The sequence below is a fragment of the Acinetobacter sp. H1(2024) genome, from assembly GCF_046557555.1.
Taxonomy (GTDB): Bacteria; Pseudomonadota; Gammaproteobacteria; order Pseudomonadales; family Moraxellaceae; genus Acinetobacter; species Acinetobacter seifertii.
Genome location: NZ_JBKGFO010000001.1, coordinates 1,069,535 through 1,082,859, shown reverse-complemented (window position 1 = coordinate 1,082,859; position 13,325 = coordinate 1,069,535). Strand labels below are relative to the sequence as shown.

Genomic DNA, 13,325 nt, shown 5'->3' with positions numbered 1-13,325 from the left:
AAGTGCAGTTTCTGTTTTTTCTAATTCAGATTACAACATAGACATAGGTTATATCATGGATGATGAACTCAAATGAAATTACAGCCAGCTATTTCAAAAACGATGTTTTATTCTTTTTTGTTTGCTATTGGTGGTTCGCCTACATTAGCAATGTTAGTCATCTATGGGCAAAATTATAATCAAGATTTCTTTATGACAGCCTTTATGAGCTTGTCCGTATTGTTCGCATGTGTGCTCATTCCTGTCGTACTCATACAAAATAGCTATTTGCTGTGGAAAAGGAAAAGTCCTACTCTTGAGGAAAAAGTTAAGACCTTAAGTCATGTATATTTGGGCTTAAACATAATTTGTTTAATTTTCTGGATTTATTTGATGACTTTATCGACTTGATCTTTACATAAATACTATGATCGTGAAGAAATGAGACATTCAAAGCTTGTGTGCTATTTCTTATAATTAGTGCAAAAGAATAAACAGTTTTTTTAACGATTTAGGTGATCCATGTTGATGAATAAAAAACTCTTGTTAAGTTTATGTGCTGCGAGTGTGGTAACAATCTCTGGTTGTGCAACAGTAGCAGACATGGCTGGTGCAGATACAGCAACACTAAATGCGCAATCTGCACAAGGTTTTAATCAAATGGTGCAGGAAGCGCGTGGTAAAGGGACTTTAGATACAAGTTCAAGTACCTATAGCCGTATTAATGCTGTTTTTAACCGTTTGAGACCTTATGCTAACCAAATGAACCAAACAGGTCAGCCATTTAGTTGGCAGTTGGCTGTACTGAAATCAGATACGGTTAACGCTTACGTTGCACCAGGTGGCAAGGTGGTGTTCTATACAGGCATCGTCAATAAATTGAACCTGACCGATGCTGAAATTGCAGCTGTTATGGGCCATGAAATGACGCATGCTTTAGAAGAACATGCGAAAAGTAAAATTGGTGCTCAAGCTCTCACTGATTTAGCTTTAGGCATTGGATTAAGCTATGCGGGTAATAATGTGGGGCAGCTTGGTACTGCTGCTGCTCAGTTAGGCTCGCAAGTGGGTGTAGGCTTACCATATTCACGTAGTTTAGAAAGCCGTGCTGACCAAGGTGGCTTAATGTTAATGGCCCGTGCTGGGTATAATCCAAATGCAGCTATTACATTATGGGAAAAAATGAACAAGCTTGAAGGTGCTGGTGGTTCATCATTCTTATCGACTCACCCATCTAACTCACAGCGTATTAATGATATGCGTAAAAACTTACCTGCTGCATTAGCGATTTACAATGGTCGTAAGTAAGTTTTAAAACTTTCAGTTCATATAAAAACGGATGCTTAAGCATCCGTTTTTTATTTTAAGGAGCGGGGTTTGGCTGTTGTATATGAATAGCTTCAATACCTTGTAAAATTTCTGGTGAAAGATCAATTTCAAAAGCCTGAATATTTTCTTTGAGCTGATCTAGGTTGGTTGCTCCAATAATTGTACTTGTCACAAAGAACTGCTGCTTAATAAACGCTAGAGCCAATTGAGTCAGGCTTAAACCATGCTTTTCAGCGAGTTGTGCATATTGTTCAGTTGCCCATTCACTTTGTGCATTGCTATAGCGACTGAAACGTGGAAATAGAGTAACGCGAGCATTCGCAGGTCGTGCACCATTTCTAAACTTACCAGTTAAATAACCAAAAGCCAGAGGAGAGTAAGCAAGTAATCCTACACCTTCATATTTAGCAATCTCAGACATACCTATTTCATAAGTACGATTAAGCAGGCTATACGGATTTTGTACACTTACAAATTTACTTATTCCTAAATTTTCAGCGAGCTGTAAAAATTTCATGGTGCCCCAAGGTGTTTCGTTAGACAAACCGATATAACGGATACGTCCACGATTAATTTCTTTTTGAAGGGCAAGTAAAGTTTCTTCTAAGGGTGTCGTGTCATAATCATTTTGTGCTTGTTGATTGCCATAAGCGAGCGTTCCAAAGAAGTTAGTATGACGCTCAGGCCAGTGCAGTTGGTAGAGATCAATATAATCAGTTTGTAATCGTTTAAGTGAGCCATCAAGTGCTTGTGAGATATGGTTACTATTGAACTTGGTATGGCCTTCTCGAATATGAGTTCCACCAAAGCCGGGACCTGCAATTTTTGAAGCAAGGAATACTTTGTCGCGTTGACCATGCTGTGCAAACCAATGACCTAATATAGTTTCAGTAGCGCCATATGTTTCTGGTTTTGGGGGTACAGAATACATCTCTGCTGTATCCCAAAAATAAAGACCGTGCTCTAAAGCATAATTGAGTTGTTCGAAAGCCTCTTGCTGAGTGTTTTGCTCACCAAATGTCATGGTACCTAAGCAAATTTCTGGAAGGTTAATGCCAGTGTGTCCAAGCGAGTTAAATTGCATATATCGAAATCCTTGAGAAATTTGAGTTGGCCTAATCGCAAATATGTATTCAACTTAAATCATAAAATTAGAATAGTTTGTAAGTTTTGTGTATTAACTCATTGTTGCATATAAAAAAAGCAAACCGAAGTTTGCTTTTTATTAAATCATTGTAATTACTTATTCATCATCATCATAGTCTTCATCAGTGACTGAATTTTCTTCTAATGAAGCATCAAAAATGAGAATGGCTTTACCATCAGTTTGGATCATGCCTTGATCTTCTAAAGTCTTCAATACACGACCAACCATCTCGCGTGAACATCCAACAATACGTCCAATTTCTTGGCGAGTGATACGAATCTGACGACCATTCGGCAAGATCATTGTTTCTGGCTGTGAAGATAAGTCGATTAAGCAACGAGCAATACGACCAGATACGTCAATGAACGCAAGGTCAGTCATTTTGCGAGTTGTATTTTTTAAGCGACGAACAAGTTGCGCAAAAACGGCGTAGCTAAGATCTGGATACTGCTTGCTCAGTTCGTGGAAGTTGTCATATGAAATTTCTGCAATTTCACAAACATCACGAGTACGGACTTCAGCTGTACGTTGAGGGTTCGGTTCGAAAAGCCCCATTTCCCCAAAGAAGTCACCAGGATTCAAATATGCCACAACAATTTCACGTTCGTCATCTTCACGCAAAATAATTGAAACTGAGCCTTTTAAAATTAAATATAAAGATTTTGACTCTGTTCCGGCATCAACAATTGTGGTTCGTTTTGGATATCTGTTGATGTGAGCACGCTTTAACAATGCTTTAACGGATTCAGGTAGTTGCCCCGGAGATAAAGCATCTGTGCTGAGTTGTGAAAAATTTGAAGTCATGCTTGATATGTTCCGAATAGGGTAAACAATTCACACAGGCTCGAGATGAGCTATTACACAGAAGAGATGAAATTCCTTATCAACTCATTTTATGTTAGTGTACAAAACAAGGGCCTGTTGACATTTCACAGATGGTTGCGACATAAGACGATTTTTCTAGACGTTAGGAAGCAAGAACTATGGAATTTAGTCATTCTAAATAAATAGAGCTTAACAACGAAACGCACAAAAAAATCTGGTCTTGCGCTGCTTCTCAGATGCTTAAATCACACCTCAGATTTTGGCTGAAATTTAACAAATTTTATTACAAAACTGGACAAAGGATTGCCCTTGTCTGTGTTTTGCGTTTTTATTTGAATTAATTTTTAGCTATTACGCAATCCATAGATGAAATGTCAACAGACCCTGCTTAAATTTATAATTTTTTTTGGGTAGTTGCAATGCAAACAAGTGTACATTGGCTAGAGAATGTTGCTTTTGAAGCGAAATCGGATAGTGGACATAGTGTCATCATGGATGGCTCACCTGAGTATGGTGGTGAAAACCGTGGACCACGTCCTATGGAATTGCTATTAATGGGACTTGGTGGGTGTGCTTCGTTTGATATTGTGACGATTTTAAAGAAATCTCGTCAAGATGTGACGAATGTCGTATGTCAGCTTAAAGCTGAGCGTGCCGATGCGATTCCAGCGGTTTTCACAAAAATTCATTTGCACTTTGTGGTAACAGGTAAAGCTGTTAAAGAAAAACAGGTTGCAAAAGCAGTAGAGCTATCAGCTGAAAAATATTGTTCAGCGAGTAAAATGCTTTCTGATGGTGGTGTAGAAATTACTCACGATTTTGAGATTATTGAAGCTGCATAATTTCATATGAATGCCTGAAAAAGAAAAGCTAACAGTGATGTTGGCTTTTTTTGTGATAAGAATAATTCAAAAAATATTAAGGAGAATGTTGGGTGAACATTCGTTTAGCACAGTCGCAAGATACCGAGGCCCTATGTCACTTGCTGGAGCAAATGGGATACTCGCAGCCTCTAGGATTGGTTCAGGAACAATTTCAAAAGTTAAGTGAAGATCCCAATGCAATTACATTGGTCGCAGCCGATGATTCGCATGTGTATGGAGTTTTGTCCCTCTATTTTATTCCGCAAATTGCCTTAAAAGGAGATTTTGCCAAAATCTGCTATTTGTGTGTTGATCAGAATATGCGTGGTAAAGGAGTGGGGCATTTGCTTATGCAAGAAGCAGAGCGTCTAGCTAAGCAGCGTGGTTGTGATCGAATGGAATTGCATTCAGGAATACAAAGACCTTTGGCACATCAATTTTATCTAAAAGAAGGTTATGTTGAAGCACCAAAGTATTTTCGTAAGGCTTTAAATTAACGAGGTGTATTTAGAAAAAGCTGTGGATCTACCCGAGCATTATTAAGACTCATGCCCCAATGTAAATGAGGGCCTGTCACGCGTCCTGTTTTGCCCACTAAACCTAATGTTTCTCCTTGGCGGATATGTTGGCCTTTCTCTACTTTGATTGAGCTTAAATGGCAAAACATGCTGACTAGGCCTTGGCCGTGATCAATTAATACAGTTTGGCCATTAAAGAAATAGTTTCCTGTCTGAACGACCACGCCATCTGCTGGTGCAATTACTTTTTGACCTACAGGGGCTGGAATATCAAGACCTGAGTGAGGTGCACGTTCTTCACCATTAAAAAAGCGTTTTCTTCCAAAAGAATTGGTAAATTTCCCTGAAGTGGGACGTATAAATTTGGGTAAGCTTTGCCATGAACTTGATGTGAAAGAGTTATAAACTTCATTTTGTTCTTTCGCTTCTTGAGCATAACGATCTAACTGACTTTGGTTAGGGTTCACATAGTCTTGGTTAGTGACTTTAATCCGTTGCTCAGCATAAGGATAAGACTTAACTTCTATTGGAATAGGCGCTTTATTGGTATTGAGCTGAACACTGCCAAGTGGTGTAGATAACGGAATACCAACGACAGCATAACGTTGATGGCCTTCTTGACTAATTAAAACTGGTTTCTGTTGAAAAGTGACCTGAGTAATATCGGCAGTTAATGGAACGACTGCAATTCCACCGGGTCTTCTTGAGTCTTGAGGAAGTTCGGCAAAGCAGTAAAAAGGTATTGATGTAAAAAGCAAAGTAGAAATAAGTTTTTTTATCAACATAGCGACAATAATTTTCTAAAAGAATGCTAGAAATTATATCAGTAAGCTTTACTTAAAAGTTGTTTTAATTTTTTTAATGATTTTATTTTATTTTAATTTTATTTATTATTTTATATTAATAATTGATGGCTTGTTTTATGTGATTGGCTTTATTTTTTGTGACTTTTTTCTGCTTTATATTTTAAATTCTCTAAACTTAAATTTTTATTGGGAATTTTTATTAATTCTTACTATTTTTGTTTGATTTTAAATATCTTGTTATTTGAAATTTTATTATGAATAATGCTTTTGTAATTAAATTTATAATCATACTTTTAATTATTATATAAAAATTTTAAAGGAACTAATATAATGTTAAATATATCTTATGAAGATCGTTTTACTGAAATATGGAAATATATGCAACGTGGGTTGGTTTATCCTTCACCCCATGCCATTTTTAGTACAGTTTGGTTAAATAAAGAAATTACGCGGGAAAGAATACGACAATTAATGATAGCTGTGCGTCAAGAGGTTAATAAGAATCCAGCACTTTCTAGTAAAAATACAACTTTGGCAATTGGTGTATCTTTTGACAATTGGGATCTGATTTGTGAAAAAGATAAGTTGTCACGACCAAAGGGAATGCAATTACATTATCCAGAAGAAAAGAACCCAAATGTCTCAGAAGTTTTCTCTGATTCGAATGGGAGTTTTAAAAATTCGGATGGTGACATTTGGTTGCATGTAAAAAGTGATGATGCCGATGCGTGTACAGTATTACAGACATATATTGAGCATTTTTTAGCTTCAGATATTAAAGAAATATTTAGTCAAGTTACTGCTTCACAATCTAAAACAGGTCGCAATGGTAAGGTTTTAGGGTGTCGTTTTTCTGAAAATTTAAATAATCCATCTGATCCTATTTCACTGGCAAAACATACTTTAATTGGTGCAGAAGATATTGATCATTTTGGTGGCTCATACGTTTTATCCCAACGATTTCTAATTAATTGGGATCAAATCAACATGATGTCAGAAGATCAAATTGAAGATTTGATTGGGCGTAAAACTGACGACACAATTATTCCAGACCGTGATAGCCGTTCGCACATCAAAGCTTCTCGTGTACAAGATGAAAATGGAAATACCACGCCTATTCTACGCTTAGGTTTACCGTTTGGCCGTGCTGAATCAAATTCAAGTTTTAGAGTGCCAAAATTGGTAACTAAAGCCGATGAAGCAGGAATTTATTTTGCTGGTTTTGCAAAAACTGCTGCCATTTTAGAAGAAGTTATGGCAAGTCAGATTGGGGCAATAGAAGGCTTTATGAATGACCGTCTATTCAATAGCCTTCATTCAGACTTGGGAGGAATATTTTATATTCCAAGTTTAAAAGATTTAGCATTAGATGATGCGCCAGAATATTTAAATGATTTTAGTCGATTAGATAAAGATAACTGGAATTTTTTCCCAGGTATGGATTGGAATCGATTTGATCGCCATTATACGAACAGTTCAGATAATGGTTTGATGTACTATAATCATAGTAATTATCTTTTTAATATGGCAACTGGGCTAAATCCCCATAGTGAATTTTTTAAACCACCTTCTAATCGTATTTTAAGTTTACTTGAAAATACATTTTCTTTATGGCAAGACAACTGGTACTTCAACCGTAAACAAGAAGAAATTGAACGAGGGGTAGATTATTATATTGATGAGTTCGACATCAGTGATAAGCCTGAAAATATTATGGGTTTATCTATTATGCTGCGCAAAGGTTGGGCTATCCGATTAAGTTTGCAGTTATTCTCATCAGAAAACTATGGTTTCCGCGGACGGAAAATTTTATTAAAAAATGGTGAAATGATTCCATATTCAACTGGGCGTGAATGTGAAGGTAAGGTCATTTATGGATCAGATACCTATCGCATTATGCCAGATGAAATTATTGTGGGAGCTATGCCAAATCTGACCTTGGGTGAAGGTCGTTATGTCATGAAGTATTTGTCTGAAGAAGAGCGTCTTCAGGGCTTTTTGCGTAACTTAAGTGAAGCATCGGGGGTTGGGCATGTTATTCCAAATTATAAAAAGGCACTAGATTTAGGTTTAGCTGGTCTACAACAAGAAATTGCGAAACATGCAAGCAATGCCCAGACTCCAGAGAAAAAAGACTTCTATGAAGCTTCGAGATTAGCACTAGTTGGTATTTCTGAATATTTCTTAAATTACTCAAAGCTCGCATTTAAAGTCGCAGACCAGATGCAAAAAGGACAAGAGTTCGAAAGAGATAATTTAATTGCGATTGGTCATCGAATGGAAAAGTTATCGAAAGATAAACCGGACACATTTCTTGAAGCAGTTCAATTTATTTTCACATTGCATAGTTGTTTGCATTTAAATGGTGAGCCAACAGCATTTGGACGTATGGATCAGCTGTTGCAACCTTTCCTTGACAAAGATGCGATTCCGCCTGAAGAAGCACAGGAAATTATCGATGCCTTCTATATCAAGCTAGACGAAAAAGTACAACAGAACCGTATGTTTATGGAAGACCATCAACCTTTTGGTAATCTCGCAATGGGTGGTAGTTCGGGACCTTATCCTCAAGGTGCATCTTTGGGCCAATGGATTCAACAGATTACAGTTGGTGGTACAGTCGCTGATGGTGAAGAAGACTTTTCTAAAACCAAACCAGCTTATAATGAGGTCACAAAATTATTCATTCGTGCGTCAGGCCGTTTACCGTTAAATGCACCGTGTTTGTCTTTAAGAACTCGCAAAGATATTCCTGAAGATATTTTAGAAGAAGCTGCACATGCAATTTTGTCTGGTGGTGCTCACCCGATTTTATTAAATGATGAAAAGCTTATTCCTAGTCTTCACCAAAGTGGAGATGGTGTAGGGGGAGATGCGCTCTCTAATTTGCCAAATTGGAATTCTAAAGTCGATATTCGTTCAGCTCAAAATTATGCTTGTGATGGTTGTTATGAACCTCAGTTCCCTGGTGAAAACTGGTTTTCATTAGGTGGTTTCTCGACATTACAGCCTTTGGAATGTGCATTAAATCAGGGTAGAACAATTCCAAGTGCTGGGCAAAGCTATCTGTTTGGGCAAACTGTTTCACTAAATACGAAACCTGCCGATCAGATAGATAGTTTTGAAGAACTATTAGATCTATATAAGCAACATTTTGAATTGCTCAATCGCAAGGCATTTAATGGGCAAATTCTGGGTTATGGTGCCAATACAGATATTTGTCCATCTCCAATTCTAAATGTTTTGATGGATGATTGTTTGGCTAAAGGTCAGGATTTTTATAGTGGTGGGGCTAAATATAATATTTATGGACCGTGTTATATCTCGCTCAGTAATACCATTAATTCACTATATGCGATTAAGGCAATGGTTTTTGATCCATTAACTGCAGTAACTACATTACCTGAACTCTTAGAGTGCTTGTGTTGTGACTGGGGTTATAAAATGACTGAGCCATTTATTAGTAATTTAGCTGGGCATGCTCGTATTGCTGCACAAGCTGATCGCTATAAGCGTTTACGAGAGATTGCTTTGGCACAACCGCGTTATGGACGAGGAAATTCTGAAGTCGATAAATTAGGCGATCAGATTGTTCAAATGATTGCTGAAATTTCAGTCGAAACATTTAGAAAACCATGGCCACAATTTGCGCAAAGTCTTAAAGGCTTAGCTGAACGTTATGGTTCAGAAGAGCATCCTTTTGGTATTCAGATTCAACCCGGTGTGGGAACTTTTGAAAATCATGTGGAGATGGGGGCATGGAATGGGGCGAGCGCTGATGGTCGTCGTTTAGGTACAACAGTAGCATCAGATTTAAGCCCATCACCAAGTCCAGCTGATTTGGCTGTTGATCATCAAATCGCTGAATTCAGTCGGGCTTTGCAAGGTTTTGATGGTACTGGTACAAATCTAATGGCAGATGGTGCACCTACAGACTTTAATATTCGTGAAGACTTTGGCGTTAAAGATTTGATCAAGATATTGAAACAATTCAGCCAAGGTGGGTCATCTAATATTTTAACGATCACGGTCGCTAACCCAGAAACATTTACTCAAGCGGTAACATCACCTGAGCAATATAATTTGTTAAGAGTACGTACTGGTGGTTGGTCAAACTTCTTTACTTCGGTATTTCCTATCATTCAGGAACAGCATCAGCGTCGTCCAATCTCTACGCCAGATATTCCAAAAGAAAAAACAGAGCAAGCTAAGTGTCCGTTCCATCAATGGCATAATTAATTAGCCATTTTATAAGGCAGTCTCTCAAGTGAGGGACTACCTTTAATCTTTTTAAATTTAAATACGATAATTAATAAAGATATTATGGCTTTAAAATTGCCATTTATGATAAAAATTCAGAGGAAATATCACGTTTTTGTTTTCTCTTAAAAATTATACAAAATATACTTGAAATAGATCATTCATAAACCCATATTATAATGGAGTTTTACTTATTGTTATTTTAATAACATTATGAAAAATATATAAAAATTTATTTGAAATCCGAAAAAGTGTTCCCATCTATTAGACAAGTACAAATTTGTTGTGAGGAATAACAAGAATGCGTTTTGAAAAATTTACAAACCGCTTGCAGCAAGCCCTTTCAGATGCTCAATCTTTAGCGATGGGTAAAGACCATACCGCTATAGCAGGTATTCATATTTTGAGTACCTTATTAGAAGAGCCTTCAAATATTAGCTTGTTGCAACAAGCAGGTGCACGGTTACCTGAACTTAAACAAAAGCTTGAGCAAGCTATAAAAGATGCTCCGACTATTGCGAATCCGACAGGCGATGTCAACTTAAACCCAGAAGCAGTTAAAGCGCTTAACTTGGCAGATCGATATGCGCAAAAAGCGGGTGATGAATTTTTGTCAACTGACTGGGTTTTATTGGGCTTGGCAGAAACTGGTGAAACAAAAAATATTTTAAATGCCGTAGGTGTAACTCCCGACAGCTTACGCAAAGTAATTGAACATATTCGAGGTAGTGACAAAGTCATGAGTAATAATCACGAAGACCAACGTGACTCACTTAATAAATATACGATTGATTTAACTGAGCGGGCTTTATCTGGAAAACTTGATCCAGTTATTGGGCGTGATGACGAGATTCGCCGTACCATTCAAGTCTTGTCACGTCGTACAAAAAACAACCCTGTACTCATCGGTGAGCCGGGTGTGGGTAAAACCGCTATTGTTGAAGGTTTAGCACAGCGTATTGTGAATGGCGAAGTGCCAGAGGGCTTAAAAAATAAACGTGTTTTATCCCTCGACTTAGGATCATTACTTGCGGGCGCGAAGTATCGTGGTGAGTTTGAAGAACGCTTAAAAGCAGTTTTAAAAGATTTGGCGAAACACGAAGGCGAAATCATCCTGTTTATTGATGAGCTGCATACGCTTGTAGGCGCTGGTAAAGGCGACGGTGCGATGGATGCAGGGAACATGTTGAAACCTGCATTGGCTCGTGGTGAGTTACGCTGTGTGGGTGCGACTACTTTAGACGAATATCGCCAATACATTGAAAAAGATGCAGCTTTAGAGCGTCGTTTCCAAAAAGTACTGGTTGATGAGCCAAGTGTAGAAGATACCATTGCGATTTTACGTGGTCTAAAAGAGAAATATGCTACTCACCATGGTGTGCAAATTTTAGACTCAGCGATTATTGCTGCGGCGAAAATGTCTCATCGCTATATTACAGACCGTCAATTACCAGACAAGGCAATTGATTTGATCGATGAAGCAGCTTCTCGTATTAAAATGGAGATTGATTCTAAACCTGAAGCACTTGATAAGCTTGACCGCCGTTTAATCCAGTTGAAAATGCAATTGGAAGCGGTGAAAAAAGATGAAGATGCAGGCAGTAAAGCCGAAGTTACTCATCTTGAAAAGCAGATCGCTGAAGTTCAGAAAGAATATAACGATCTTGAAGAAGTGTGGAAGGCTGAGAAAACTCTAGTAGAGGGTACCAAACAAGCTCAGGTTGAACTTGATAAAGCGCGTATTGCTTTTGAAAAAGCTCAGCGTGAAGGTGATTTGGCTGAAGCAGCACGTTTGCAATATGGTGTAATTCCAGAGCTTCAAAAACAACTTGAGCAAGACGAAGTTGCTGAAGAGAACGAAGAGCCAAAACTCATTCGTACTAAAGTGACTGAAAATGAAATTGCTGAAGTGGTTAGTGCTGCAACAGGTATTCCGGTTGCTAAAATGATGCAAGGCGAGCGTGAAAAACTTCTTCATATGGAAGAGTTTTTACATGACCGTGTTGTTGGGCAAGATGAAGCAGTCGTTGCTGTATCGAATGCAGTTCGTCGTTCACGTGCAGGCTTATCTGACCCGAATCGTCCTAGCGGATCATTCTTGTTCTTGGGGCCAACGGGTGTAGGTAAAACTGAGTTGACTAAAGCTTTAGCTAACTTCTTGTTTGATAGTGATGATGCCATGATTCGTATCGACATGAGTGAATTCATGGAAAAACATTCTGTCAGCCGTTTAGTTGGTGCGCCTCCAGGGTATGTTGGCTACGAAGAAGGTGGTGTTTTAACAGAAGCTGTTCGCCGTAAACCATATAGTGTGGTGTTGTTTGATGAGGTTGAAAAAGCGCATCCAGATGTTTTCAATATCTTGCTACAAGTATTGGATGACGGTCGCTTAACCGACTCACAAGGTCGAGTAGTGGACTTTAAAAACACGGTTATTGTGATGACATCAAACTTAGGTTCACAAGATGTACGTGAGCTAGGTGATGGTGCAACTGATGACGAAGTACGTACAGTCGTGATGAATGCAGTGAGTCAGCATTTCCGTCCAGAATTTATTAACCGGATTGATGAGCTTGTAGTTTTCCACTCACTCAAGAAAGCGCAGATTCGTGGTATTGCGGATATTCAGTTAGATCGCTTACGTTCACGCCTGATTGATCGTGATATGAGCTTGAATGTTGATGACAGTGCATTTGATTTATTGATTGATGCTGGTTTTGATCCTGTGTACGGAGCGCGTCCATTAAAACGTGCAATTCAACAACAGGTTGAAAACACATTAGCTCAAAAAATCTTATCGGGTGATTTTGTCGCAGGTGACACTATTTTAATTAAAGGCGAGCATGGCCACTTAGTTTTTGATAAGATGAAACTGAGCTAAGCTCTTTCTGCTAAAACCGAAAAGAGAATATGGAAACATATTCTCTTTTTTTATATTTAAATTTTATTTTGATTAGATGATATAAGCGTAATAATTGAGTCTGCTACTTTTTGTGTGAGAGTTTTTAGTTTTTGTTCGGCATGGCCAGATAAAAAATAATGATAATGATAAATACGCTTTTTGTAAGAAATACAGATAAAAAAAGTACCTACAGGCTTTTCTGCGGTTTCACTTCCACCATGTTTGAGTAAACCCGTACAACTTACAATAATATCCGCTTGCTGAAATAAGATTTGACCCTGCTTACACATTTCTTCTGTAACTTGTGGCGATTCAGCTGTGTACATATTAATTAAATTTGGATCGACTTTTAAAATACTAATTTTAATGCTGGGGTCATAACTAACCAAACCGCCTAGTAAAATATCAGCGCCACTATTTTTATGAATCGAAAACTGACTGGTTAAGTAGCCTGAACTGGCACTTTCAATAAATGCAACTTTAAGTTGAAGATCTTCTAATAATTGGCAGCATTGCTGGAGCATTATTTCACCTCGTATGGTGTGTATTTATAAATAAAATCAAATACAAATGAATTATAAAATTACAGTAAGTGATTTAAAGGTACCCTTCAAGTCTGAGATAACAATCTATAAAACTATTGAATAGTGACGAAATACTTGTGATATATTTTGATTTTAAAATGATCAATGCTAA

Annotated in this window: 10 protein-coding genes; 6 read left to right on the top strand and 4 right to left on the bottom strand. The window is 37.7% G+C overall.

Annotated elements, in window-relative coordinates; genetic code table 11:
* Window positions 1-72 precede the first annotated feature (72 nt).
* Together ACLCEG_RS05020 and ACLCEG_RS05015 are read left to right on the top strand one after the other, a co-directional pair.
* Window positions 73-390 carry a hypothetical protein gene (locus ACLCEG_RS05020; RefSeq protein ID WP_004702777.1) on the top strand — a complete coding sequence of 106 codons (318 nt, stop codon included), beginning with the start codon at window positions 73-75 and terminating at the stop codon, window positions 388-390.
* Window positions 391-507: 117 nt separating this feature from the next.
* Window positions 508-1,287 carry a M48 family metallopeptidase gene (locus ACLCEG_RS05015; RefSeq protein ID WP_031944517.1) on the top strand — a complete coding sequence of 260 codons (780 nt, stop codon included), beginning with the start codon at window positions 508-510 and terminating at the stop codon, window positions 1,285-1,287.
* Window positions 1,288-1,342: 55 nt separating this feature from the next.
* Here the strand turns inward: ACLCEG_RS05015 and ACLCEG_RS05010 are convergent, their stop codons facing one another.
* Both ACLCEG_RS05010 and crp read right to left on the bottom strand, forming a co-directional pair.
* Complete coding sequence (locus ACLCEG_RS05010) at window positions 1,343-2,392, bottom strand: NADP(H)-dependent aldo-keto reductase (RefSeq protein ID WP_410566325.1); 1,050 nt, start codon at window positions 2,390-2,392, stop codon at window positions 1,343-1,345.
* A 159-nt stretch (window positions 2,393-2,551) separates the two neighbouring features.
* Window positions 2,552-3,259, bottom strand: a complete 708-nt coding sequence (gene crp / locus ACLCEG_RS05005; protein WP_410566322.1) for a cAMP-activated global transcriptional regulator CRP — start codon at window positions 3,257-3,259, stop codon at window positions 2,552-2,554.
* 440 nt (window positions 3,260-3,699) lie between these two features.
* Here crp and ACLCEG_RS05000 point away from each other — a divergent pair, with 440 nt between their 5' ends.
* Both ACLCEG_RS05000 and ACLCEG_RS04995 read left to right on the top strand, forming a co-directional pair.
* Window positions 3,700-4,122, top strand: coding sequence for an OsmC family protein (locus ACLCEG_RS05000; RefSeq protein ID WP_039253874.1), 423 nt, complete (start codon window positions 3,700-3,702; stop codon window positions 4,120-4,122).
* A gap of 92 nt (window positions 4,123-4,214) precedes the next feature.
* A complete protein-coding gene (locus tag ACLCEG_RS04995) occupies window positions 4,215-4,640 on the top strand; it encodes a GNAT family N-acetyltransferase (RefSeq protein ID WP_348902357.1) in 426 nt (141 codons plus the stop codon).
* On the opposite strand, the gene ACLCEG_RS04990 is transcribed toward ACLCEG_RS04995, so the two are convergent.
* A complete protein-coding gene (locus tag ACLCEG_RS04990) occupies window positions 4,637-5,446 on the bottom strand; it encodes a peptidoglycan DD-metalloendopeptidase family protein (RefSeq protein WP_174740762.1) in 810 nt (269 codons plus the stop codon). The genes ACLCEG_RS04995 and ACLCEG_RS04990 overlap by 4 nt on opposite strands.
* A 351-nt stretch (window positions 5,447-5,797) precedes the next feature.
* Here ACLCEG_RS04990 and ACLCEG_RS04985 point away from each other — a divergent pair, with 351 nt between their 5' ends.
* Complete coding sequence (locus ACLCEG_RS04985; RefSeq protein WP_410566317.1) at window positions 5,798-9,706, top strand: Dyp-type peroxidase; 3,909 nt, start codon at window positions 5,798-5,800, stop codon at window positions 9,704-9,706.
* 322 nt (window positions 9,707-10,028) lie between these two features.
* The gene (gene clpB, locus ACLCEG_RS04980) at window positions 10,029-12,608 is read left to right on the top strand and encodes an ATP-dependent chaperone ClpB (protein WP_410566314.1); all 2,580 of its coding nucleotides are present in this window, start codon (window positions 10,029-10,031) and stop codon (window positions 12,606-12,608) included.
* A gap of 56 nt (window positions 12,609-12,664) precedes the next feature.
* On the opposite strand, the gene ACLCEG_RS04975 is transcribed toward clpB, so the two are convergent.
* Window positions 12,665-13,153 carry a CinA family protein gene (locus ACLCEG_RS04975; protein WP_198071399.1) on the bottom strand — a complete coding sequence of 163 codons (489 nt, stop codon included), beginning with the start codon at window positions 13,151-13,153 and terminating at the stop codon, window positions 12,665-12,667.
* Window positions 13,154-13,325: the final 172 nt, after the last annotated feature.